At 41.3% G+C, this 24,120-nt stretch carries 21 protein-coding genes; 11 read left to right on the top strand and 10 right to left on the bottom strand.

What is annotated here, in order from left to right; genetic code table 11:
* Window positions 1-127 precede the first annotated feature (127 nt).
* The 5 genes from B2727_RS06260 to rpoD all read right to left on the bottom strand — a co-directional run bounded on the left by B2727_RS06260 (window position 128) and on the right by rpoD (window position 5,041).
* Window positions 128-1,312 carry an iron-containing alcohol dehydrogenase gene (locus B2727_RS06260; RefSeq protein WP_033133576.1) on the bottom strand — a complete coding sequence of 395 codons (1,185 nt, stop codon included), beginning with the start codon at window positions 1,310-1,312 and terminating at the stop codon, window positions 128-130.
* A gap of 1 nt (window position 1,313) precedes the next feature.
* On the bottom strand, window positions 1,314-1,847 hold the full coding sequence (locus tag B2727_RS06255; protein ID WP_005322726.1) for a hypothetical protein: 534 nt from the start codon (window positions 1,845-1,847) through the stop codon (window positions 1,314-1,316).
* An 81-nt stretch (window positions 1,848-1,928) separates the two neighbouring features.
* Window positions 1,929-2,582 carry a lipoyl(octanoyl) transferase LipB gene (gene lipB, locus B2727_RS06250; RefSeq protein ID WP_033133575.1) on the bottom strand — a complete coding sequence of 218 codons (654 nt, stop codon included), beginning with the start codon at window positions 2,580-2,582 and terminating at the stop codon, window positions 1,929-1,931.
* Between the two features lie 149 nt (window positions 2,583-2,731).
* The gene (locus B2727_RS06245; RefSeq protein WP_004652212.1) at window positions 2,732-3,019 is read right to left on the bottom strand and encodes a YbeD family protein; all 288 of its coding nucleotides are present in this window, start codon (window positions 3,017-3,019) and stop codon (window positions 2,732-2,734) included.
* A 138-nt stretch (window positions 3,020-3,157) separates the two neighbouring features.
* Window positions 3,158-5,041, bottom strand: a complete 1,884-nt coding sequence (rpoD, locus tag B2727_RS06240; RefSeq protein WP_005205892.1) for an RNA polymerase sigma factor RpoD — start codon at window positions 5,039-5,041, stop codon at window positions 3,158-3,160.
* A gap of 348 nt (window positions 5,042-5,389) precedes the next feature.
* Between rpoD and B2727_RS06235 the strand changes: the two genes are divergently transcribed.
* Entirely contained in the window at window positions 5,390-5,596 is a 207-nt protein-coding gene (locus tag B2727_RS06235) for a PA3496 family putative envelope integrity protein (RefSeq protein ID WP_004803146.1), read from the top strand.
* Between the two features lie 72 nt (window positions 5,597-5,668).
* Window positions 5,669-6,193, top strand: a complete 525-nt coding sequence (locus tag B2727_RS06230) for a YecA family protein (RefSeq protein WP_004803148.1) — start codon at window positions 5,669-5,671, stop codon at window positions 6,191-6,193.
* Window positions 6,194-6,330: 137 nt separating this feature from the next.
* Here B2727_RS06230 and B2727_RS06225 read toward each other — a convergent pair whose 3' ends face one another.
* Complete coding sequence (locus B2727_RS06225; protein WP_033133574.1) at window positions 6,331-6,936, bottom strand: LysE family translocator; 606 nt, start codon at window positions 6,934-6,936, stop codon at window positions 6,331-6,333.
* Between the two features lie 101 nt (window positions 6,937-7,037).
* Here B2727_RS06225 and B2727_RS06220 point away from each other — a divergent pair, with 101 nt between their 5' ends.
* Complete coding sequence (locus B2727_RS06220) at window positions 7,038-7,925, top strand: LysR family transcriptional regulator (protein WP_033133573.1); 888 nt, start codon at window positions 7,038-7,040, stop codon at window positions 7,923-7,925.
* Between the two features lie 12 nt (window positions 7,926-7,937).
* Here the strand turns inward: B2727_RS06220 and B2727_RS06215 are convergent, their stop codons facing one another.
* On the bottom strand, window positions 7,938-8,561 hold the full coding sequence (locus B2727_RS06215; RefSeq protein WP_005205886.1) for a DedA family protein: 624 nt from the start codon (window positions 8,559-8,561) through the stop codon (window positions 7,938-7,940).
* Between the two features lie 144 nt (window positions 8,562-8,705).
* On the bottom strand, window positions 8,706-9,638 hold the full coding sequence (locus B2727_RS06210) for a rhodanese-related sulfurtransferase (protein WP_005205884.1): 933 nt from the start codon (window positions 9,636-9,638) through the stop codon (window positions 8,706-8,708).
* 109 nt (window positions 9,639-9,747) lie between these two features.
* On the opposite strand from B2727_RS06210, the gene B2727_RS06205 reads away from it, so the two are divergent.
* Entirely contained in the window at window positions 9,748-10,245 is a 498-nt protein-coding gene (locus B2727_RS06205; protein WP_026057483.1) for a DUF1289 domain-containing protein, read from the top strand.
* A 66-nt stretch (window positions 10,246-10,311) separates the two neighbouring features.
* Here B2727_RS06205 and B2727_RS06200 read toward each other — a convergent pair whose 3' ends face one another.
* Both B2727_RS06200 and gltA read right to left on the bottom strand, forming a co-directional pair.
* Window positions 10,312-12,087, bottom strand: coding sequence for a DKNYY domain-containing protein (locus tag B2727_RS06200; RefSeq protein WP_033133572.1), 1,776 nt, complete (start codon window positions 12,085-12,087; stop codon window positions 10,312-10,314).
* 117 nt (window positions 12,088-12,204) lie between these two features.
* Complete coding sequence (gene gltA / locus B2727_RS06195) at window positions 12,205-13,479, bottom strand: citrate synthase (RefSeq protein WP_004652200.1); 1,275 nt, start codon at window positions 13,477-13,479, stop codon at window positions 12,205-12,207.
* An 899-nt stretch (window positions 13,480-14,378) separates the two neighbouring features.
* Between gltA and sdhC the strand changes: the two genes are divergently transcribed.
* The 7 genes from sdhC (at window position 14,379) to lpdA (ending at window position 24,081) form a co-directional block, all read left to right on the top strand.
* Complete coding sequence (gene sdhC, locus B2727_RS06190; protein ID WP_017401997.1) at window positions 14,379-14,780, top strand: succinate dehydrogenase, cytochrome b556 subunit; 402 nt, start codon at window positions 14,379-14,381, stop codon at window positions 14,778-14,780.
* Complete coding sequence (sdhD, locus tag B2727_RS06185; RefSeq protein WP_004652198.1) at window positions 14,780-15,145, top strand: succinate dehydrogenase, hydrophobic membrane anchor protein; 366 nt, start codon at window positions 14,780-14,782, stop codon at window positions 15,143-15,145. The genes sdhC and sdhD overlap by 1 nt, the downstream gene beginning before the upstream one ends.
* A 12-nt stretch (window positions 15,146-15,157) precedes the next feature.
* Window positions 15,158-17,053 carry an FAD-dependent oxidoreductase gene (locus tag B2727_RS06180; protein ID WP_005322752.1) on the top strand — a complete coding sequence of 632 codons (1,896 nt, stop codon included), beginning with the start codon at window positions 15,158-15,160 and terminating at the stop codon, window positions 17,051-17,053.
* A gap of 14 nt (window positions 17,054-17,067) precedes the next feature.
* A complete protein-coding gene (locus B2727_RS06175) occupies window positions 17,068-17,778 on the top strand; it encodes a succinate dehydrogenase iron-sulfur subunit (protein ID WP_004652195.1) in 711 nt (236 codons plus the stop codon).
* 745 nt (window positions 17,779-18,523) lie between these two features.
* Complete coding sequence (locus B2727_RS06165; RefSeq protein ID WP_005205875.1) at window positions 18,524-21,364, top strand: 2-oxoglutarate dehydrogenase E1 component; 2,841 nt, start codon at window positions 18,524-18,526, stop codon at window positions 21,362-21,364.
* Window positions 21,364-22,557, top strand: coding sequence for a 2-oxoglutarate dehydrogenase complex dihydrolipoyllysine-residue succinyltransferase (gene odhB / locus B2727_RS06160; protein ID WP_033133571.1), 1,194 nt, complete (start codon window positions 21,364-21,366; stop codon window positions 22,555-22,557). The genes B2727_RS06165 and odhB overlap by 1 nt, the downstream gene beginning before the upstream one ends.
* 90 nt (window positions 22,558-22,647) lie before the next feature.
* A complete protein-coding gene (gene lpdA, locus B2727_RS06155; protein ID WP_004803172.1) occupies window positions 22,648-24,081 on the top strand; it encodes a dihydrolipoyl dehydrogenase in 1,434 nt (477 codons plus the stop codon).
* The last annotated feature ends 39 nt before the right edge of the window (window positions 24,082-24,120 follow it).

Genomic DNA, 24,120 nt, shown 5'->3' with positions numbered 1-24,120 from the left:
TTTTAGCAATTTTTTTGCCAATTGGGTAAAGAAATAGATGAATAAAGATTCACTTAAAATTAAAAAGCCCCGATACTCAATCAATATCGGGGCTTGTAAGCAGCAATACTTGATTTAACTCAATGTATTACCATGCTTTTTGTAAGATTGCACGAATGTCTTGCAAGTTTGCTTCTTTCGGATTGTAAATGATAGAACCATCATTCAATGCCTTATCTGCAACTTCATCCAGTTGTGCTTCAGTGACTTTACCTGTTTCGCGTAACGTACGTGGCAGTTTGGTCAGGCTGAAAAGACGATCACGCATTGCTAAAATTGTGGCAATGGCTTTGTCTGCACGTAAGTTTGCAGGAGTTTGTGCATAAATATCGGCACCCGCAAGTGTTAGCAGTAATTCACCAATCTTGTCGCCATTAATCTCTTTATTGTATTCCAGCACGTATGGCAGGAATAAGTTCATGCATAAGCCGTGGGGTAGATGGGCAACTGCACCAAGCGCATGACCCAATGAGTGCACTAAGCCCACCATTGAATTTGAGAAGGCAATCCCCGCCATGGTAGATGCTTGTGCAAGCTCTAAACGACCCTGTGCATCGCTTGGATTGTCTAAAACTTTGAAAAGATTTTCGCTGATCTTTTTAATCCCTGCACTGGCATAGGCATCACTGAGTGGATTAGCAGCTAAGCAGGTATAGGCTTCAACACAGTGCGTCAATGCATCCATACCTGTCATGGCAGTAAGATGAGGCGGCAAAGTCTGGGTCATGCGTGGATCAAGAATCGCAGCATGTGGCATCAGGTAATAAGAAGCAAAAGCCAATTTTACATTGCGTTGGGTATCTGACACGACAGCAACCATGGTCACTTCAGAACCTGTACCAGAGGTGGTTGGAATCACAAAGAATGGCTTGAGTGGTTTCGGTAGATTGTGAGCACCTGAATATTGCAATAAATCATCACCACCTTCAGACACCAAGATATTGGTCGCTTTAGAGGTGTCGATGACTGAGCCGCCACCAATCGCGATGATCGCATCACATTTTTGCTTGCGGTAAAGTTCTGCGGCTAAGCGAACCACTTCCAAGCTTGAATCGGGTGGAACATCATCAAAGATCGCACCAATCACTGCATCAGTAGTGCTGAATGCTGCTTCGATTGGGCTAAGCAAACCATTGGCACGTACACCTTTATCGGTAATGATCATTGGGCGTTTTGCGCCAAGCGTCGCAAGTTCAAATGGGATATGCTCTAAGGCAGCGTTACCAGCAATGACTTTTACAGGACAGAAAAACTCGTAATAAGGCTTAGCCATGTTATGCGCTCCGTTTGAGATATGATTTTGCGACTTTAAGATAAATATTTTTTGCACCCGTGAATTTTTCTTTTAATGTTAATTCAGTAGGGTAGCGTTTGACTGCAAGTGAAGCGATTAGTTTAGGTAAAATCAGGGCTTCCATTTTGTTCAAGCAACGCACTAAACGGATGGCGCTTGAAACATCACCATCGGCAATCATACGGTCATTGGCAAAGGCTTGCGCGGTACTTTCTTGGAAAGAAAATACCAAAAAGGCATGGGTTAAATGCTTGAAGGTAATGGTTAAATCAGGCTTGCCTTTGTAGTTGGACAATAGCTCTAATTGTTTTTCTTCGGTTACTCGAGCAACAAATGCAGGTCCATTGGGGAAAACATTCATTGAAAGGATAAAACCTACAGGAAACTTCGACACTTCCTGTTGTACTTCATCATCCACTTGGCTTGCCATCACGAGGCCACGACCCACAACATCCATCATGAGTTTGACGTAGGCAAATTGCAACGTGGGCTTCACTGCTTTGGTTGAAATCACTTGCGTATCCCTTGTTAAAATTATGCAAAAGCTAATTTAGAGTATTTACTCTAATTTATTTTATTAGAATTGAAAAGTAAATTATTCAGATTTGACTACAAGGTCATTAAACAAATCGGTATTTTTTAAATAAGTAATGAAGGTATCACAGAGCTGTTCAAAGCTTGGGTAATCTTCAAGTAAGTCTTGCAGGCGCACCATTTCTAAACCTGCATAGCCGCATGGGTTAATGGTTTGAAAGCCAGTTAAGTCACAGTCAATATTCAGGGCAAGGCCATGATAACTACGGCCACGGCGAATTTTAAAACCAAGAGAACCAATCTTGCGTTCATCCACATACACCCCAGGTGCATCTGATTTGGCATAAGCATCGATATTGTACTGTTTGAGCAGATCAATCATGACTTGTTCTGCAAAACTGACTAAAGTACGGACATGCCATTTCAAGCGATTCAGGTCTAACAGGAAATAAGCAACCAATTGACCTCTGCCATGCCAAGTGACTTGACCACCGCGATCAGTATGTACAATCGGCAGGCTACTGTGTAGCAGAATGTGTTCAGGCTTACCTGCTTGTCCTTGGGTCAGGACATCTTGATGTTGAAGCAGCCAAACTTCATCGGGTGTGGTTTCATCACGATTGCTTGTGAAGTCTTTCATTGCTTCAAAACGAGTCGTGTAATCTTGTAGATCATTGAAACAACGAATGATTAAAGTTGGTTTTGCAGCATTCATTACAACAGGATTTCCTTGGCGGCTTTAAATTGATTAGTCGTTTAATTATGTAATGATTTGAATCAGATAAATAGGAATTTATCAAAAAAGTCGGGTGTTATTTTTTGCGAAAAAAAATCCAAAACACTTTCGTATTTTGGACTTTTTAATTAAAGCGCTGTCTTAATTAAAGGACAGGCTGCAAGATCAGCGTATAAGGCATGAACTTGTTCCAGCTCTTCAAAGCGTAATTGTGCAGTTAAAGAGTGGTATTTGCCTGTACGTGACGGCTGAACTTTTACTGTGTCGCCATCAAACTCAGGGAAGTGCTTCTGCAAAATATCAACAACAGCCACTCGAAGTTCATCCCCTGCATTACCAATCAATTTGATCGGATAGTCCATCGGGAAAACCCAAAGATGTTCTTGCAATTCACGAGAAGGAGTGCGGTCTAACATGAGCAACCTCTTAATTTGAAACGCCTGCATCAGTGCAGGCGCTTTTGATCTAATACATAGATGGGGATGAAGTATTGAACTTCAAGTCCTGCGCTAAACCAATACAATGCATTGGTCTAGCATAAGATTTCCCAAAGATTAGTCGTTTTCCAAGAATGAACGTAAGTGTTCTGAACGAGAAGGGTGACGAAGCTTACGTAACGCTTTCGCTTCAATCTGACGAATACGTTCACGTGTTACGTCAAACTGTTTACCTACTTCTTCTAAAGTATGGTCGGTTGGCATATCGATACCAAAACGCATTTTCAATACTTTTGCTTCACGTTCAGTCAAGTTTTCAAGTACTTCACGTGTCGCTTCTTTTAAGCCTTCTGAGGTCGCAGCATCCACTGGTGAAGTGATGTTTGAGTCCTCAATGAAGTCACCAAGATGCGAATCTTCATCATCACCGATCGGTGTTTCCATCGAAATCGGTTCTTTTGCGATTTTAAGTACTTTACGAACTTTAACTTCGTCCATTTCCAGACGCTCACCCAATTCTTCAGGAGTCGGTTCACGGCCCATTTCTTGAAGAAGTTGACGAGAAACACGATTGATCTTGTTAATCGTTTCAATCATGTGTACTGGAATACGAATGGTACGTGCTTGGTCGGCAATCGAACGTGTAATCGCCTGACGAATCCACCACGTTGCATAAGTCGAGAATTTATAACCACGACGATATTCAAACTTGTCCACGGCTTTCATCAAACCGATGTTACCTTCTTGAATCAAGTCGAGGAACTGTAAGCCACGGTTGGTATATTTTTTCGCAATCGAAATTACCAAACGTAAGTTCGCTTCAACCATCTCTTTCTTGGCACGACGTGCTTTCGCTTCACCAACAGCCATACGTTTCGAGATATCTTTGATATCTTTAACGTTTAAACCAAGATCTTTCTCAATATCTGCAATTTTTTGCTGGAATGCCAATACGTCAGGACGTACTTTCTCTAAATGTGCTTTGGTTTCAGCCGGTGCTTTGGCAATTTGTTCGTCTAACCAAGCTGGATTTGATTCTTGCTCAGGGAAGGTCATCCGGAACTGGGTACGATCCATACGACCACGACGGACTGCATAACGCATAATTTCACGTTCATTTGAACGAATTTGGTCATGTGTACCACGAATCATTTCTGAAATGATGTCGAATAAACGTGGTGTAAATTTGAACATCATGAACACAGCAGCAAGCGCTTCAAGCGCAGCTTTTGCTTCATCACTATCACGACCGTGTTTCGCTACAACCGATTTAGTTTCATTCCAAGCCGCTTCTAATTCAGAGAAACGAACTTTGGCAACTTCAGGGTCTGGACCTGATTCACCTTCAGAATCATCATCACCTTCAGATTCTTCTTCTTCGTCATCATCATCGAGTTTGACGTCTTTTGCTTTAGGTGAAGCATCTTCGTCTTCTTCAAGCTCAGCTTCTTCTTCAAGAACTTCTGGAATATCTTCGTCAGTTTCAGGGTCTAAATAACCAGAGAGAATATCGGCAAGACGACGCTCACCAGTTAAAAAGTCATTATATTCTTGTAAAACAACTTCAACAGCATTTGGCCAGTAAGCAATCGAATGTAAAACGTCACGAATACCTTCTTCGATGCGTTTTGCAATGCTAATTTCGCCTTCGCGTGTAAGAAGTTCAACCGTACCCATTTCACGCATATACATACGTACAGGGTCTGTGGTACGACCAGGCTCACTTTCAACCGATGCTAATACGGCAGCAGCTTCTTCTTCGGCAACTTCGTCAGCCGCTTCAGTTGATTCACCAAACATGGTGTCATCAGTTTCTGGTGCACGTTCATGCACTGGAATACCAACGTCTTGAAGCATCTGAATGATGTCTTCAATCTGCTCACTTTCCGTAATTGAGTCTGGTAGATGATCGTTAACCTCAGCGTAAGTTAAATAACCTTGCTCTTTGCCTCGGCTAATCAGAGCCGCTACTTGCGAAGTAGGGGAATTCATATCGCTCATCTTTGCTTACTCTTTTGTTGAATCTGGGGCGGTGAAAAACCGTGCATGATAGCACAATTCACGATGAATGTTTTGGATTCGATCCGTTAACTTTAAAATAAAAATAGCTTTGATTTCACGTTCGTTTCTTGAATATGGGGTTGAGTCATAAATTTTCAAGCAGTCAGTCCTGATTAAAGATGTTTTTTAATTACAATTGTTCTTAGATTATAAATACACAAAAAAACTGATGAAAAAAAGTACAAAACATCGTTTTATCACAAAAAAAACAAATAAAACTTGACAAGGTTGGCTAAGACCGATAAATAGCGGCTAGACCCATTTATATTTTTTCATTAGAGGTACTTAGTGTCTTCTACAGATTTTGAATTAGATGATGATAACTATGGTGAAGATGATGCAGGTTTTGATGAGTCATCTGGAAAAATTACTGCCAAAGAATCATTAGAAAAGCGCCGTTTGATTGATGAGCTTCTGGCGCAACGTCGTTTAGAGCGAGAACTCAAAGATTTTGATTACGATTTCGACGACGATGATCTTGATGACGAAGACTAAGCAAAATTGCTAAGACTTTATGTCCGAAAATGTTATGCTGTTGACGATGTATTTTTAAAATTGGATTAAAGAATGAGCACGTTAGATTTAGACTTATTGAGTAACTATCTTGACGGCGATCAAAATGAATATGGTCTAGATTTTGCAGCGACTCATGGCTTTTTGTGTGCGATTGCAGTTGGTCCACAATTCGATCGTTGGTTAGATGAGCTTTTCGAGAGTAATCAAAAGAAACTTCCTGCTGAAGTGCTTGAGCAGGTTAAGCTTTGGTTGGAGTCTATTCGTCAAGATTTAGCCAATGAAAATGGAATCGAGTTTCCATTTGAAATCGAAGAAGCGGACGTTGAATCGAGCTTAGGTGATTGGAGTGTTGGTTTTGTTGATGCCATGTTCCTTAATGAAGATGCGTGGTTTGCACCTGAGTTTGAAGAGCAGCTTATCGATTTAACATTACCAATTATGGTGTTTAGCGGAATTGATGAAGAAGATCCACAAATGGAATCTTTCCGTCGCAATGGTCAGTTGATGGATGAATTAGCGGAAGAAATTCCAAATAATTTAAATGAACTCTATCTGATGTACCATACGCCAGCATAAGGATACCTCGGATACTGTGATCATCGCGGTTGAAGAATGACAAACAAATAAAATATTAAAACGCCTCTAGAAGGCGTTTTTTTATTGCCGACAGTTGGCGTTGTTGTTTTGCATTTAGATCGTTTAAAGATCAATATTTAAAAATGAGCGAAAAATAGACTCAGTCCTAAAGCACTCAAGATACAACCAATCACTCGATTAATGCTGATTTGTCGAGCGAGAATTTTATTTCGAATGAAAGGGGCAGAACAAAAAAGTGCAACAAGACAAAACCAAACCAAATGACTGCTAGAAATAAAAAAACCATAGCCGATTAGTGTGTGCAGGTTGTTGGTGGTGGTCATGACTTGTGCATAAATACTCATGACAAAAAGTGTAGTTTTGGGGTTGAGACTATTGGTGAGAAAACCATGCCTGATGGCCTGCCAACGTGTGATTTGATGGCTATTGTCATCAAACAGAATGGGGGCTTGGGTAAAGGTTTTGTAGCCAATATAGATCAAATAAGCTGCACCAATATATTGAATCAGATGAATTAAACTGGGGAGGTGTTGCTGTAAAAAAGTGAGTCCAATCAAGCTGTAGCTAATATGGACCCAGACACCGATTGCAATGCCGTAGGCGGTACACATGCCCAAATGGCGACCATAGAGATAGCTGTTTCGGGTCACCAGGGCGAAGTCAGCACCTGGGCTGATGACTGCAAGCAGGGTAACGATGCCGACTGCAATGATTTCATTCACTCATCTATTCCTAAACTGAATAATTAAAGATTTTTTATATTTTTCATATTCTTGCTATATTTAAAATTGAAGTTAATTCTTGTTATGCATGAGTTTTTGGAATGATTGAACGATTGTCTTTGAATTCACTCAAGTTTTTTTATTACGTGGCCCGTTATGAAAGTGTGACGCTTGCTGCGGAAAAGCTATTTGTGACTCAAAGTGCGGTGAGTAAGCAACTTAAAAACTTGGAAGAAAGTTTAGGCTTGCTGTTATTTGTACGTGAAGCCAGAAAATTAACTTTAACCTCAGAGGGTGAAGTGCTGTTTGATTGTTGTCAGCAGGTCTTTCAACAGATCGAGCAGTGCGTAGTACAATTACAGCAACACAATAAGGTGCAGAAAAACCTGATTCTTTCTTGTGAACCGACACTGGCCATGAAATGGCTGATTCCCCGCTTGGCGCAATTTAAACAGCGCTATCCTGAATTTGAGGTGAGTTTGTTAACCGGTGGTGGAGCGGTGGATTTTACTGCACAGCATATCGACGTGGCGCTGAGAAGAGATGATTTTGATTGGGGCGCTGCCCTGTATAGTGAAAAAATTGCAGATGAACAGATGCTCGCTGTACGGGCGAAGAATGATCATGCGGCAATGACACAGCTATTTATTTCCAAGTCCAGAACTCAGCTATGGCAACAGTTTAAACGACGGCATCCAGAGCAACTCAGTGATTTAAAACGATCTTCGCTTGAGCATTTTTATCTTTGTATTGAGGCTTGCTTGGCGGGTTTAGGTGCAACAGTGGTTTCAGCCTATATGGTTGAACGAGAAATGAAATATCAGATGCTGGAGCCACTCACCACGACTTATGCGGATGGTTCGGCCTATCATTTATTGTCTGCCCAGCCTTTTGAGGCGGATATTCGTAAAGTATTGCTGAGAGACTGGTTAAGGGATGAAATGCATAAAAGCCAACTGGGATTTAACGCAGTTTTATCTCAGGTCTAAGCTTTGTTGGTGTTATTGGTTGTGATTTGATTTAGATGGGTAAAACTTTTTAATTGCCCACCAGATGATATACAAGGCAATTAGGGCGAAGATCAGATAGCTGATGCGTTGTAGAATCGCCAGCATGAGTGCCTGATTTTCACTAAAATGATAGCCCAGATAGGCAAGGAAACTGGTCCAAATCAGCGTTCCAGCGCTACTGTAGAGCATAAATTTACTAAAAGGCATCCGGCTGATCCCTGCAGGGATACTAATCAAGGAACGGACTGCTGGAATCATTCGCCCGAAGAAAACAATGCGATGCCCATGTTTGTTAAACCATGTCAGTGCTTTGTCTAAATCAGCAACCTGAATGCGTAAATATTTGCCATAACGTTCGATAAACTGAAACAGTCGTTGTTGTGGAACTTTTCGACCGATCCAATAGAACAACATCGCAGCTAAAATTGAACCAGCACTTCCTGCAATAATGACGCCGATCAGGGTGAGTTCACCTTTTGAAGCGGTATAGCCAGCCGATGGCATAATGATTTCTGAGGGAATAGGCGGGAAGATATTATCTAGGAACATTAAAAATGCGATACCTAAATACCCAAGTTTTTCCATGATCGATAAGACCCACTCTTCAAGTCCCATAATGCCCTTATATCGTTCATTTGATTATTGTTTTTAGCATAGAGAAGTGGAGAGCAATGCTCAAGGGTTGAATCGTTACATGATTTTTATCAAGGGAATAAAAAAGCCATAGTTTAACTATGGCTTTTAATCGACTTGTTAAGCTTACAGACGTTTGCGTTTTGCAGCAGCAATCTGTGACTGACGCATACGGAAGCCTGCTTTTTGTTTGTCTGTGGTTTTATCAATACAGTACACACAAGAGACACCATGTTCATAGCTTGGCAGTTCAGCTTCAACTTTGGTCAATGGCCAACCGCAAGCATGACACTTGATGTTTTCACCTTCTTCAACACCATGGGTAACAGCAGTACGGCCATCAAAAACGAAACATTCACCTTCCCACATGCTTTCTTCGGCAGGGGTTTCTTCTAGATATTTAAGAATACCGCCTTTCAGGTGATAAACCTCATTGAAACCTTCTTGAAGAAGGAGAGAGGTTGATTTTTCACAACGAATACCACCAGTACAGAACATCGCAATTTTTTTGTCTTTGTGCTGTTCAAGGTTTTGTTTTACGTATTCAGGAAATTCACGGAATGATTCTGTTTTAGGGTCGATTGCACCTTTGAATGTGCCTGCTTTATATTCATAATCATTACGAGTATCGATCAGGATTACATCATCACGACTAATCAGATCATTCCATTCTTTAGGATCAAGATAGTGGCCAACTAAATCACGTGGCTTGACTTCTACACCTAAAGTTACAATTTCATTTTTAAGTTTAATTTTCATTTTACGGAATGGCTTTTCAGAGCTTTCAGACTCTTTATATTCCATTGCGTTAAAACCTTCGTTGAGAAGGAATTGATGAACTGCATCAATCGCGGCACGGTCACCAGCAACAGTTCCGTTAATTCCTTCAGACGCTACAATCAGAGTTCCACATAAATTGATGCTATTCACTAAGGTCAAAAGACGTTGTTGCAGATCTGCTGCATCTGAAACTTCTTTAAATTGATATAGTGCCGCAACAACCCAATTATTGGTCGCTTGCTGTTCTACAGGTGCAAGCTGTTCTACAGTAGCGTTCATGGATAACTCCAAATGTATTAAGATAGAAAAATGAGGCGCACATTTTAGCGCGAAATCTGAAAATAAGCGAGAAAACCATAAAATAAATATGGTTTTAGAGGAGTTGGTTTTGAGTAATGATCGTCGAATCCCATCATTGACCCCATGTGCAGGGCGTTGTTCAACGGTATTTGGTGATCTGGTCTGTCGTGGCTGTCGCCGTTTTAATCATGAAGTGATTCAGTGGAATACCTATACTGCAGAGCAGCGATTGATGGTGTGGAAGCGTTTAGATGCGCAACTGGATCAAATTTTGGTGCCCTTGTTGCCTCATGCAAATTTACCGCATATTGAAGGCTTTATTCAGAACAAGCGTACGCGTGTCTTAGAAAGTGCCAGTAAAGGACGTAAGCTTTATCATGCTTTGAAGATTTGTGAAAAAAACAAACACTTGGCACATGATAGTGGGCTGGGAATTAGCGATGCTCAGGTTAAACCGATCTGGGATGAGTTTGAACGTCGTGTACTGGCCTTGGCAAAGGCCAGCTATGAATTGGCTTGGTTGCGTGCGGATGGTATTAGCAACACTTTATTACGCGCGCTAGAACTAGAAGAAGATGAGATTTAAGCAATCACATGTTGTAGAGAATCTTGTTGATGATGCAAGGTGTTGATAGACTTCCAGCTGATCTTGTTAATTATGAGATCCGTTGATCTCCCGGTTATGAAACAGTTTAGATAGTTTTAAGGCACTTGGATTACGGGCAAAATATTGAGCGATGATCTGTTGATCTTGTTCACGAATCAGGCTGATTTTAAAGCCATGTGTGGTCGTTCCTGAAGAGCGCCCTTTAGATCGGTAGATCTTTTCAGTGATGATGTACATATTTTTTCCATCACTAAAGCGCCGATCCTCCAGAACCTGTAACTGTATTGGTTGAGGAAATCGATAGAGTACTTTTAATCGTTGATAAAATTCGTCATAAATGTAAATGTATTGCTGATCTGCAAAAAGATAGCTGAAATTTCCAGGGTAGGGTTCACTGCTTTGACTGCCAAGCAGTTGTAACTGAGTTGCGTCAACAGCTGTTGTTCCCCAAAACTTATGCTCAGCGATATGTGGTAATGGATGTTCATTTAAATAAAAAGATCGACCGTCTGTTGCTAGATTCAAGTTCTGACTAAAACGGTTGCTGCCACTAAAAATCTGCGTTTGTTGCGCATTTAACTTGCTCAGCTTTTTATCTTGATAATAAACCAGCTGTTGATCGTGAATATATTGGCTGCTATTTGAAAATGCTTGGCTCTGTTGCGGATCTAAATCTGTTAATGCTTTTGTTTTGTAATAAACCTGTTGATCATCTTTGGCGTAAAAATAGCTAAGCGTATTGAAGCTTGGATGTAATATTGCTGAGAAATGAGCGGCATTCGCGTTGGCTAATCGTATATCGCGAAAGTAAACCTGTTGAGCATCTTTGGTGAAATCATTACCTAAATAGTGTGTTTGTGCAGGATTTAATTGAGACAGGATGTGGTCTTGCCAGTAAACCTGTTGTGGTGTTTTACCGACATTGCTATACAGCTCATCTGCACGGTCAGCAAGATTACTTAAAGCTAAACCTGTAAATTGATTAGCCTTTACTTGGGGAACTAAAAAAGTACCTTGACCTTGTTTAAAAATATAGACCTGATTTTGATAGCTTTCAAAATTTGTGCCAGAGATTGACTGGGTTTGTTGATGGGGCAGATCAATGCTGCCATCGTTAAATTCATGCCAGAGTAGGTAGGCAATAAATAGGCTAAAGCTGACTAAAATACCAAGCGTTAATCCGATAGCAGACCATCTCTGTTTTTGTTGAAAACTGTCTAGCGCTTGCTGATCTGCAATGAGGCGAATGATATCAATATGGGTTTTCTTGTGGGTACTTGTATTGCTGATCCGTTGCAATTGTTGCTGTTTTGCCAGCGCTTCCAGTTTTTTCCAGAACGGTAAAAACTCACAATGTTGCTGGGTTAATGTGGCAGGCCACATCCATGAATTAAAATAAAAATACTGCTGATAAGGTTGGGTTTTACTGAGTAGATTGAGACTGTGGATTTGCGCCTGCTGTTGTCGAAGTTGTATCTGGATCAAATCTTGCCAACAGAAAAAAGTAGATTGCTTGGAATCTTCCAGAGCGATGCCTTGCTGATATAACTTAAAGGTGATGGGATGGCTAAAGTATTTCTGATAAAGCTGGTTATACAGGTAAAGCGTTGCTATCAATAAAGCAAACATCAAAGCAATGCTGAGCAGTTGGGCAAAGAAAGGCAGGAATTGATAAAGATAGTACAGGCTTAAATCATAACTAAAGTAAACCAGTAGCAGCCAAGTCAGTATGATCATTAATAGAAATAATGCGAAAGACGCCATTTTTATTTGAAAGACGGGCAGTGTGACTTGCATCAAAACAGTGGTTTTTTTGATCATTGGCTTGATAAAATGAGTTCTGCAAAATGAAAGTTGTTTAAGTTTTATTTCAAGAGCATAACCGATAAAACAAAAAAAGGATGCAGAAGCATCCTTTTTTATTAACGCTAATCGAGATTAACGTTTGATGTCGCGCTGTGTCGAGCCTGTGTAAAGCTGACGTGGACGACCGATCTTGTAAGGACCGCTGTGCATTTCTAACCAGTGGCTGATCCAACCAACTGTACGTGCAAGCGCGAAGATCACCGTAAACATACCTGTTGGGATACCAATCGCTTTTAAGATGATACCTGAGTAGAAGTCTACGTTCGGGTAAAGCTTACGCTCAACGAAGTACGGGTCGTTCAGTGCAATACGCTCAAGTTCCATTGCAAGTTGCAATTGTGGATCGTTGATGCCTAATGCAGCAAGAACTTCGTCACATGTTTCTTTCATGACTTTCGCACGTGGATCGAAGTTTTTATAAACACGGTGACCGAAGCCCATGAGTTTAACTTCTTTACGTTTTACTTTTTCCATGAATTCAGCAACGTTTTCTACGCTACCAATTTCATCTAGCATTTTAAGTACAGCTTCGTTTGCACCACCGTGAGCAGGTCCCCAAAGTGCAGAGATACCTGCAGAGATACATGCATATGGATTCGCGCCAGTAGAACCAGCAAGACGAACGGTAGACGTAGACGCATTTTGTTCGTGATCAGCATGAAGCGTGAAGATACGATCCATTGCACGAGCAAGAACTGGGTTTACTTTATAATCACGGTCAGCAGGCGTAGCAAACATCATATGTAAGAAGTTTTCTGCATAACCAAGGTCATTACGTGGGTAAATGAATGGTTGACCTACAGTGTACTTGTAGCTCCACGCTGCAAGTGTAGGGATTTTCGCGATTAAACGAATTGCAGTAATTTCACGGTGGTTAACATCTTCGATGTCTAAACCGTTGTGATAGAACGCAGATAATGCACCAACAACACCAACCATGATTGCCATAGGGTGAGCGTCACGACGGAAACCATTGAAGAAGCGGCTTACTTGATCGTGAACCATCGTATGGTTACGTACTTTCGCATCAAATTCTGCTTTCTGTTCAGCATTTGGAAGCTCGCCATTAAGTAGTAAGTAGCAAGTTTCTAAGTAGTCTGCTTGAGTCGCTAATTGATCAATTGGATAGCCACGGTGTAATAACACACCTTTGTCACCATCAATGAATGTGATCTTAGATTCGCAAGCCGCTGTCGCCATAAAACCAGGATCGAAAGTAAAGTGACCTGATGCCAATACATCTTTAACGTCAATTACATCTGGGCCTAATGTGCCGCTGTAAATTGGTAATTCAATTTCTTTGCCATCAAGCTGTAATACGGCTTTTTTGCCAGTTGCTGCAGACATTCAATAGATCTCCTGTCCTGGTGAATGATTATCTGACTCGAAATACTAATCTTGTCATGTGCGAATCAGACGGTGTCAAAATTTGCTATAAGATTAGTGGTTACTAAAATTTTGTCAATTATACTTAGGGATAAAAAATGACGTTGCTACAGTCAATTAGTCATTCAGTATCGAAGAAAAAACTGAGTAAAATCACAGCACCGGTCGAGTATAATATGTCAAATCAAGTTTCAGGTGCATAAAAAAAATGAAGCATCAGTCCAATTGTAAGTAAATTTTTATTTGGGTCAGATGTTGCTGCTTATAAAATAAATACTTATCCCGTCTGCAAGCCCTATAACGGCCATACTTTGCCGTGAACTGTTCATTCAAAAAGCAATCAAAAGCGCTCTAGGTAAATTCATTATTGGTGCATTTTGGTGCGATTAATTGCCTAAAAAATGACTCATTGAATTTGGCAAAAGGAATCTTAAAAATAGATTATTAATTAATTATATTTAATATATAAATGAGCAGTATTATTTGGGGCTATATATAAAGGTTGAAAAATTGCGCTGCTTTGACGCTGAAAAGGGCATTTTTTGTGAAATATGAAGAAAAGAATTTATAAAATTAAAAAGTATCTATAAAAAATAGTATTTTATTTTTATCATTACAAAACAATCAGATAGTTGTTTTTGCTTAAACTTGATGCATTAATCGCCGCTATTATGCGTGTGAATGATTCTTATTTAAAGTTTTTTTCGACTAAAGCGAAAGTTGATTGTTTGTATTTTGATATTTCACGTTTTATAATTCGATGTCGTTTATAGGTTAGGCATGTGCTGTGCTTGCCTAACAATGCCAGCTTTCCTTTGAATTAATTCAAACAAACTCCGGATGGAGTTTCTACCTACAGGATGCCCGCTGTGAAAAGCAACAGACCTGTCAATTTGTCCATGGGTCAGGTGTTAGCGGTAAATTTACGCTCACCCGTGGCTATTGCATCAATTCTACACCGTCTATCAGGTGTAATCGTATTCTTATTAGTCGCAGTTCTTTTATGGATTTTGGATAAATCTTTATCTTCACCAGAAGGATTTGACTACGTTAAAAATGTCGTTTTCGGAAATATCATTGTACGTTTCATCGTATGGGTATTTGTAGCTGGCTTGATTTTTCACTTTATTGCAGGTGTGAAGCATTTACTTGCTGACCTCGGTTTTGCTGAAGAACTTCAAAGCGGTCGTATCGCTGCTACAGTTTCATTGATCTTGTCTGCGGTTGGTATTGTCGCAGCATTCGTATGGATTATGTTCTGATGAAAAGTGCTACAGGTTTAACAGGTTCAGGTTCTCGCGACTGGTATATCCAACGTGTCAGTGCTGTAGTGTTAGCTGCATACACAGTAGTGTTGTTTGGCTGGATCCTTTGCAATAGCGGATTTGGTTATGAACAGTGGGCTGGCTTTATGCTGACTTTGCCAATGAAGATTTTCTCTTTATTAGCAGTGTTATCGCTGGTTGCACACGCTTGGATTGGTATGTGGCAAGTCTTTACTGATTATGTAACGACTCGTCAAATGGGCCCTTCAGCTTCAGGTTTACGCCTTGTACTCACTTCTGCTGTCATTATTTCAGTGTTCGTGTACGCAATCTGGGGTATCCAGATTTTCTGGGCAAATTGATAGGAAGAGATCATGGGCGCAATTAACCCTAAAGAAGATTATTCAAATATTCAAAACCTCACTTTCGACGCAGTTATTGTTGGTGGTGGTGGTTCTGGTATGCGTGCTGCTTACCAACTTGCTCAAGCGGGTTTAAAAGTTGCTGTATTGACCAAAGTATTCCCAACACGTTCGCATACAGTTGCCGCTCAAGGTGGTATTGGTGCCTCGTTAGGTAACATGCAAGAAGATAATTGGCATTATCACTTCTATGACACGGTGAAAGGTTCTGACTGGTTAGGCGATCAGGACGCAATCGAGTTCATGACACGTGAAGCGCCAAAAGTTGTGTATGAGCTTGAACACTTGGGTATGCCGTTTGACCGTAATGAAGATGGTACGATCTATCAGCGTCCATTTGGTGGTCACTCTGCAAACTATGGTGAAAAAGCAGTTCCACGTGCGTGTGCTGCTGCTGACCGTACAGGTCATGCGTTATTGCATACCTTGTATCAAAGCAACGTGAAAATGGGTACTCAGTTCTACGTTGAATGGATTGCATTAGATTTAATCCGTAACGAAGAAGGTGATGTACTTGGTGTAACGGCGATTGACCAAGAAACAGGTAACATTGCTGTATTCCAAGCCAAAGCAACCTTATTCGCTACAGGTGGTGCGGGTCGTGTTTATCGCGCATCAACCAATGCTTATATCAATACTGGTGACGGTCTTGGTATGGCTGCTCGTGCAGGTATTCCATTGCAAGATATGGAATTCTGGCAATTCCACCCAACGGGTGTTGCTGGCGCAGGCGTATTGTTGACTGAAGGTTGTCGTGGCGAAGGTGGTATCCTTCGTAACAAAGACGGCGAACCATTCATGGAACGTTATGCACCAACTTTAAAAGACTTGGCGCCACGTGACTTCGTATCACGTTCTATGGACCAAGAAATTAAAGAAGGTCGTGGTTGTGGCCCTAAAGCGGATTATATCTTATTGGATATGACTCACTTAGGCGCTGAAACGATTATGAAACGTCTTCCATCTGTATTCGAGATTGGTAAGAAGTTTGCAAACGTTGACTGTACTAAAGAGCCAATTCCAGTGGTACCAACAATCCATTATCAAATGGGTGGTATTCCGACCAATATTCATGGCCAAGTGGTTGTACCACATGGTGTGGAAGAAGGTGAATTCTCTGCAAGCTACAACAAAGACACTAAAGAGTATCATTATGTCGGTACTCGTGATTACGTAAAACCTGTGAAAGGGTTCTATGCAATTGGTGAATGTTCTTGCGTATCAGTACATGGTGCAAACCGTTTAGGTACCAACTCATTGCTCGACCTTGTGGTATTCGGTAAAGCAGCGGGCGAGCACATCATTGACTATGTAACTAAACATCATGGCGATGATTATGCACCGCTTCCAACTGATGTCTTGGTGAATACTTTGGCGCGTATCCGTAAGCTTGATGATTCAACAACGGGTGAAAACGCACAAGAAGTTGCTGATGCAATCCGTGACATCGTACAAGATCACGCCGGTGTATTCCGTACTCAAGCATTGCTTGATAAGGGCGTAAAAGAAATTCTTGCGATTGAGCCGCGTGTTCGTAACATTCATTTGAAAGACAAATCTAAAGTATTTAACACTGCGCGTGTTGAAGCGTTAGAAGTTGAAAACTTGTATGAAGTTGCGAAAGCGACTCTGATTTCTGCTGCTGCACGTAAAGAATGTCGTGGTGCGCATACAGTTGTTGACTATGAGTTAGCACCTGATCACCCAACTTATTCTTACGGTCGCCGTGATGATGAGTGGATGAAGCATACTTTATGGTATTCATCAGATAACCGTCTTGAATATAAGCCGGTACGTTTCAGCCCATTAACGGTTGAAGCAATTGAACCTAAACCACGTACATTCTAATCGGGAGAACAAAGATGAGTAGAGGCACTCGTACATTCGAAATCTACCGCTATGATCCTGATAAGGATAAAGCGCCGTACATGCAAACTTTCAAACTTGAGTTAACCGATAAGCACCGTATGTTGCTTGATGCGTTACTTGCGTTGAAAGTGCAAGATGAGTCATTAACATTCCGTCGCTCTTGCCGTGAAGGTATTTGTGGTTCGGATGGTGTGAACATCAATGGTAAAAATGGTTTAGCGTGCTTGTGGAACTTGAACGACTTGCCAGAGAAGATTGTGATCCGTCCTTTACCTGGCTTGCCAGTGATCAAGGATTTGGTTGTAGACATGAATCAGTTCTATGATCAATATGACAAGATCCAACCATTCTTGATTAATAATCAGCCAGCACCGGCAAAAGAGCGTTTACAGTCTCAAGCAGAACGTGAACACTTAGATGGTCTATATGAATGTATTCTTTGTGCATGTTGTTCAACGTCATGCCCATCATTCTGGTGGAACCCTGATAAGTTCCTTGGGCCGTCTGCATTGTTAAATGCATACCGCTTCATCATTGACTCTCGTGATACGGCAACACAAGAACGTTTGGCTCGTTTAGACGATCCATTCTCTTTGTTCCGCTGTAAAGGGATCATGAACTGTGTATCAGTATGTCCTAAAGGTTTGAACCCGACAAAGGCCATTGGTCACATTCGTAATATGCTGTTGGATCAAGCGGGCTAATCTGCTTTTTCTAGCGTAAAAAAGAGAAGCTCCGAAAGGGGCTTCTTTTTTTATGGTTGCTGTAATTGTTGGCTGCTTAAAAAATATCTATTTGCAAAGTTGGGCTTGAATTTTAGAAATGAGGCCTTAAATATTTATAGATTTTGCTGTTAAACCAAATCATGGGAATCGATATGACAAATATATTGATTTATTTTTCATCAAACTGAATAAGGTTTGTGCAAGATTTGTAGAGAATGTTTATTTTTGATCGATTGGAGTGCAACTTTTATCAAAAGGGCGGTATATTAGAATATAATTTGATGTGTGTATTTCGCTGCTTTATAGATGGTATGTGTCAAAAAAATCAATCCCTGCTTGAGAACATGATAGGATTTCTGCCACAAATGAAATCAAAAAACAAACAGATTCTGGATGTTATCGATCGATAATGCCTTAGAGATTTGTACAGATTTCATGGGAAAAGTCAATTTAGAAAAGTTAAAAATCCAGTTAATTTTTCTAAAATGATTTGCAAAAAATTGCTCGATTTCATCGAGTATGAAAAATGAGTTATGTGCCTTGAATTGAAGGTGCGTAGCTCATTTGTTACATCAAAGGGAATACTCCTGATGTGTAGTAATAATGTCTCAAGGTTGGATGATCTTGAGTAGTAGTGTCGTGTTTACCAATTTGACACTATGAATCATGGGTGTGCTTAAAAGGCAGCCTGTATTATTTTTTGCAATAGGAAATGGGTCCAAAAATGCAAGAAGTTGCTGACGCATCGCGTCTTGACACTGAACTTTCCGCTGATAGTGCAGCGTATATTGAAGAGCTATACGAGCAGTACCTAACTTCTCCAACCTCAGTGTCAGAGGATTGGCGTGAATATTTCGATAAATACCCTAAAGGTGATCAACCACACGGCAGTGTGCGCGAGCAATTCCTCCTTTTGGGACGTAATGCAAGCCGAGTTCAACCTGTCGTACAAAGCACTGTAAGTACAGAACATGAGCGTCGTCAAATTGGTGTATTACAACTCATCGCTGCTTACCGTAACCGTGGTCATCAAAAAGCTAAACTCGATCCATTAGGTCTTGCGAAACGCGAAGACGTTCCTGACCTCGATTTATCTGCACACGGTTTAACTAAGTCTGATCTCGATACTGTATTTAATACAGGCAACCTCGCAATTGGTAAAGCAGAAGCAACATTGTCTGAAATGGTTGATGCCATGGAAGCAACTTACTGCGGTTCAATTGGTGCAGAATACATGCATATCGTTGATACCAAAGAAAAGCGTTGGATTCAACAGCGTTTGGAAGGTGTTCGCGGTAAATTCAATTATACCAATGATCAGAAAAAAGGTTTCTTGGAGCGTTTAACTGCTGCTGAAGGCCTAGAGAAGTATCTTGGTAACAAATTCGTTGGTGCAAAACGTTTCGGTGTGGAAGGCGGTGAGTCTTTTATTCCAATGATGAACGAAATCATTCAACGTGCAGGTAGTGTCGGTTGTAAAGAAGTTGTGATTGGTATGCCACACCGTGGCCGTCTCAACCTTCTTGTCAACATCATGGGTAAAAACCCAGCTGATCTGTTTGGTGAGTTCGAAGGCAAGAGCCTACATAAAAAAGGTTCTGGTGACGTTAAGTATCATCAAGGCTTTTCTTCAAACGTCATGACTCCAGGTGGCGAAGTTCACTTAGCATTGGCGTTTAACCCATCCCACTTAGAAATCGTTGGTCCTGTGGTTGAAGGTTCAGTACGTGCACGTCAAGTTCGTCGTAAAGACATTGGCGGTGATGATGTACTTCCTGTGATTGTACATGGTGATGCTGCATTTGCAGGCCAAGGTGTAAACCAAGAAACCTTCCAAATGTCACAAACACGTGGTTACACAGTGGGCGGTACCGTTCATATCGTGATTAACAACCAAGTGGGCTTCACGACTTCTGATCCACGCGATACACGTTCTACCGAATACTGTACTGATGTTGCAAAAATGATTCAGTCGCCAATTTTCCATGTGAATGGTGATGATCCTGAAGCTGTTATTTTCGCGACTCAAATTGCCCATGACTTCCGTCATGAGTTCCGTAAAGATGTGATCTTAGACTTGTTCTGCTACCGTCGTCGTGGTCATAACGAGGCAGATGAACCATCTGCAACTCAACCATTGATGTACCAAGTGATCAACAAGAAAGCGACTACGCGTACTTTGTATGCAGATCAATTGGTTCAAGAGAAAGTACTTGATCGTTCAAGTGCTGATGCCATGGTTGAAGGCTACCGTTCTGATTTAGAAGCAGGAAACCACGTTGCCAATGCTTTAGTTCGTGAACCAAATAAAAAGATGTTCGTCGATTGGACACCTTATTTGGGCCATGAATACACCGATCTTTGGGATACAACGTTCAGCATTGATCGTTTGAAAGAACTTGGTTTGAAAATGAATACATTGCCAGAAGGTTTTGTATTACAGCGTCAAGTTCAAAAAGTCATTGATGATCGCGTGAAAATGCAAACAGGTGAAATGCCACTCAACTGGGGTGCTGCAGAAACTTTAGCGTATGCGACTTTACTTGATGATGGTTTCTTGGTTCGTATTACGGGTGAAGACGTGGGTCGTGGTACATTCTCGCACCGTCACGCCAAATTACATAACCAAGTTGATGGTTCTGTTTATATCCCACTTTGCCATATCAAAGAAAATCAGCCACGTACTGCGGTTTATGACTCTTTACTGTCAGAAGAAGCAGTACTTGCATTTGAATACGGTTATTCAACGACATTGCCAAAAAGCTTGATCGTTTGGGAAGCTCAATTTGGTGACTTTGCTAACTGCGCACAAGTTGTAATTGACCAGTTTATCGCTTCGGGTGAAACCAAGTGGGAGCGTGTGTGTGGTCTAACCATGTTGTTACCACATGGTTATGAAGGTCAAGGTCCAGAGCATTCATCTGCACGTTTAGAGCGTTTCTTACAGCTATGTGCTGAAGACAACATGCAAGTGATGACACCTACGACACCTGCACAGATTTTCCATGCATTACGTCGTCAGGCAGTTCGTCCGATTCGTAAGCCAATGATCGTGATGTCGCCAAAATCGTTATTGCGTCATAAACTTGCGACTTCAACTTTAGATGAATTAGCAAACGGTTCATTCCAAACTGTGATCGATGAAATTGATCAAATCAACAAAGCTGACGTAACTCGCTTAGTGCTTTGTGGCGGTAAGGTTTATTACGATTTACTCGAAAAACGTCGTGAGCTTGGTTTAAACCATATCGCGATTGTTCGTATTGAGCAGTTATATCCATACCCAGAACAACGCTTAGCTGAAGTAATGGCAGCTTATCCAAACATTGAAGAACTTGTTTGGACACAAGAAGAGCCGAAGAACCAAGGCGCTTGGTTGTTCATCGTTCCTCGTTTGTATGAAGATGTTCTTAAATCTGGTAAACAAATCCGTATTAGCTATGCTGGTCGTGAAGCATCTGCCGCACCTGCTTGTGGCTCGCCATACTTGCATGCAAAACAACAAGCTCAGCTTATCAATGACGCACTTGCGATTGAAGTTGAACAATCAGGAGATTCTAAATAATGGCAACCGAAATTAAAGCACCGGTATTTCCAGAGTCAGTTGCTGACGGTACGATCGCAACTTGGCACAAGAAAGTAGGTGAACCTGTATCACGTGATGAAGTGATCTGTGACATTGAAACCGATAAAGTTGTTTTAGAAGTGGTTGCTCCAGCTGATGGTAGCTTAGTTGCAATCATCAAAGGTGAAGGCGATACAGTTCTTTCTGACGAAGTGATTGCTCAATTCGAAGCTGGTGCTGTTGCTGCAGCTGCTCCTGAAGCTGCTGCTCCAGCCGCGGCGGCTCCTGCTGCATCTGCGCCTGCGGCTGCATCAACTCAAGCTATTGATTCAAACCAAGCGCCTGCGGTTCGTAAAGCATTATCTGAAACTGGTATCAATGCTGCTGACGTACAAGGTACAGGCCGTGGTGGTCGTATCACTAAAGAAGATGTTGCTAGCCATCAAGCTAAACCTGCTGCATCAGTTCAACCATTAAGCGTTGCTGTAGGCGAGCGTATCGAGAAACGTGTTCCAATGACACGTTTACGTAAACGTGTTGCTGAGCGTTTATTGGCTGCGACACAACAAACTGCAATGTTAACAACGTTTAACGAAGTTAATATGAAGCCAATCATGGAAATGCGTAAGCAATATAAAGACGCTTTCGAAAAACGTCATGGTGCGCGTTTAGGCTTTATGTCTTTCTTTGTTAAAGCAGCGACTGAAGCATTAAAGCGTTACCCAGCTGTAAACGCATCTATTGATGGCGATGATATTGTTTATCACGGTTTCTATGACATCGGTGTAGCAGTTTCTTCTGACCGTGGTCTGGTTGTTCCTGTACTTCGTGATACTGACCGTATGAACTATGCGGAAGTTGAAAACGGTATCCGTGACTATGCTTTCAAAGCACGTGACGGTAAGTTAGGTATCGAAGACATGACTGGCGGTACGTTCACAATCACGAACGGCGGTACTTTCGGGTCATTGCTTTCAACCCCTATTTTAAACCAGCCACAAACTGCAATCTTGGGTATGCATAAAATCCAAGAACGTCCTATGGCGGTAAATGGTCAAGTTGAAATCTTGCCAATGATGTACTTAGCACTTTCTTATGACCACCGTTTAATCGATGGTAAAGAAGCAGTAGGTTTCTTGGTAACAATCAAAGAATTGTTAGAAGAGCCAGCTAAACTCATTCTTGATCTTTAACATATTTAAATCCCTTTAAATAGTCCTTTGATAAAGAGGGCTACCCCTCTTTGTAAAGAGGGGTTAGGGGGAGATTTAAGGAATAGAAAAATGTCTCAACAGTTTGATCTTGTTGTCATTGGCGGTGGACCTGGTGGTTATGAAGCGGCGATTCGTGCAGCTCAACTTGGTTTCAAAGTCGCTTGTATCGAAAAACGTATTCACAATGGTAAGCCATCTTTAGGTGGTACCTGTTTAAACGTTGGTTGTATCCCTTCTAAAGCATTGCTTGACTCTTCTCACCGTTACGAAGCAACTGTTCATGAACTTGCTGAACACGGTATCACCACAGGTGAAGTTAAATTTGATTTAGACACTTTGTTGGCGCGTAAAGACAAAGTTGTTGATCAATTGACGGGTGGTGTTGCTCAATTACTAAAAGGTAATGGTATCGAGTGGTTACAAGGTACTGGTAAATTACTTGCAGGTAAAAAAGTAGAATTCACACCGTTTGAAGGTGAAGTACAAGTTTTAGAACCAAAGTACGTGATTCTTGCGACGGGTTCTGTACCTGTAAATATTCCAGTAGCACCTGTTGATGAAGACTTAATTGTTGATTCGACTGGCGCATTGAAATTCTCAGAAGTTCCTAAGCGTCTTGGTGTCATTGGTGCTGGTGTTATCGGTCTAGAACTTGGCTCTGTATGGCGTCGTCTTGGATCAGAAGTTGTTGTGTTTGAAGCATTAGATGCATTCTTACCAATGGCTGATAAAGCATTGGCGAAGGAATATCAAAAAATCTTGAAGAAACAAGGTTTGGATATCCGTATTGGCGCGAAAGTTTCTGGCGCTGAAACCAATGGTCAAGAAGTAACGGTTAAATACAACCAAGCTGGCGAAGACAAAGAACAAGTTTTTGACAAGCTTATCGTTTGTGTAGGCCGTAAAGCATATGCAGAAGGTTTATTGGCTGAAGATTCAGGCATTAAATTGACTGAGCGTGGTTTGGTTGATGTAAATGACCAATGTCAAACATCTGTAGAAGGTGTTTACGCGATTGGTGACTTGGTACGCGGTCCAATGCTTGCACATAAAGCAATGGAAGAGGGCGTAATGGCTGTTGAACGTATTCACGGTCACGCAGCTCAAGTGAACTATGACACGATCATCAGCGTTATTTACACACACCCAGAAGCAGCTTGGGTTGGTTTAACTGAAGAACAAGCCGCTGAAAAAGGTCACGAAGTTAAAGCAGGTCAATTCCCGTTTGCGGTGAATGGTCGTGCGTTGGCTGCTGGTGATACTGCTGGTTTTGTGAAATTCGTTGCTGATGCGAAAACAGATCGTCTTTTAGGTATGCACGTTGTGGGTCCTAATGCATCTGATATCGTACACCAAGGTATGATCGCGCTTGAATTTGTTTCTTCTGTTGAAGATTTACAATTGATGACTTTCGGTCACCCGACTTTCTCTGAAGTTGTACATGAAGCAGCGCTTTCTGTTGACGGTCGTGCAATCCACGCGATTCAACGTAAGCGTAAATAAATATAAAGTGTGGTTCGCCACACTTTTTTTGAATGATGA

This window comes from Acinetobacter sp. UBA991 (assembly GCF_002292065.1).
Lineage (GTDB): Bacteria > Pseudomonadota > Gammaproteobacteria > Pseudomonadales > Moraxellaceae > Acinetobacter > Acinetobacter higginsii.
Note: the sequence above shows the minus strand (reverse complement) of the source record. Positions and strands in the feature narration are given on the sequence as shown.

Coding starts and splice junctions, on each gene's coding strand:
- B2727_RS06260 (WP_033133576.1), bottom strand. CDS start 1,312: ATGGCTAAGCCTTATTACGAGTTTTTCTGTCCTGTAAAAGTCATTGCT.
- lipB (WP_033133575.1), bottom strand. CDS start 2,582: ATGAATGCTGCAAAACCAACTTTAATCATTCGTTGTTTCAATGATCTA.
- B2727_RS06245 (WP_004652212.1), bottom strand. CDS start 3,019: ATGTTAGACCGCACTCCTTCTCGTGAATTGCAAGAACATCTTTGGGTT.
- rpoD (WP_005205892.1), bottom strand. CDS start 5,041: ATGAGCGATATGAATTCCCCTACTTCGCAAGTAGCGGCTCTGATTAGC.
- B2727_RS06230 (WP_004803148.1), top strand. CDS start 5,669: ATGAGCACGTTAGATTTAGACTTATTGAGTAACTATCTTGACGGCGAT.
- B2727_RS06220 (WP_033133573.1), top strand. CDS start 7,038: ATGATTGAACGATTGTCTTTGAATTCACTCAAGTTTTTTTATTACGTG.
- B2727_RS06215 (WP_005205886.1), bottom strand. CDS start 8,561: ATGGGACTTGAAGAGTGGGTCTTATCGATCATGGAAAAACTTGGGTAT.
- B2727_RS06210 (WP_005205884.1), bottom strand. CDS start 9,638: ATGAACGCTACTGTAGAACAGCTTGCACCTGTAGAACAGCAAGCGACC.
- B2727_RS06200 (WP_033133572.1), bottom strand. CDS start 12,087: ATGATCAAAAAAACCACTGTTTTGATGCAAGTCACACTGCCCGTCTTT.
- gltA (WP_004652200.1), bottom strand. CDS start 13,479: ATGTCTGCAGCAACTGGCAAAAAAGCCGTATTACAGCTTGATGGCAAA.
- sdhC (WP_017401997.1), top strand. CDS start 14,379: ATGCCCGCTGTGAAAAGCAACAGACCTGTCAATTTGTCCATGGGTCAG.
- sdhD (WP_004652198.1), top strand. CDS start 14,780: ATGAAAAGTGCTACAGGTTTAACAGGTTCAGGTTCTCGCGACTGGTAT.
- B2727_RS06180 (WP_005322752.1), top strand. CDS start 15,158: ATGGGCGCAATTAACCCTAAAGAAGATTATTCAAATATTCAAAACCTC.
- B2727_RS06175 (WP_004652195.1), top strand. CDS start 17,068: ATGAGTAGAGGCACTCGTACATTCGAAATCTACCGCTATGATCCTGAT.
- B2727_RS06165 (WP_005205875.1), top strand. CDS start 18,524: ATGCAAGAAGTTGCTGACGCATCGCGTCTTGACACTGAACTTTCCGCT.
- odhB (WP_033133571.1), top strand. CDS start 21,364: ATGGCAACCGAAATTAAAGCACCGGTATTTCCAGAGTCAGTTGCTGAC.
- lpdA (WP_004803172.1), top strand. CDS start 22,648: ATGTCTCAACAGTTTGATCTTGTTGTCATTGGCGGTGGACCTGGTGGT.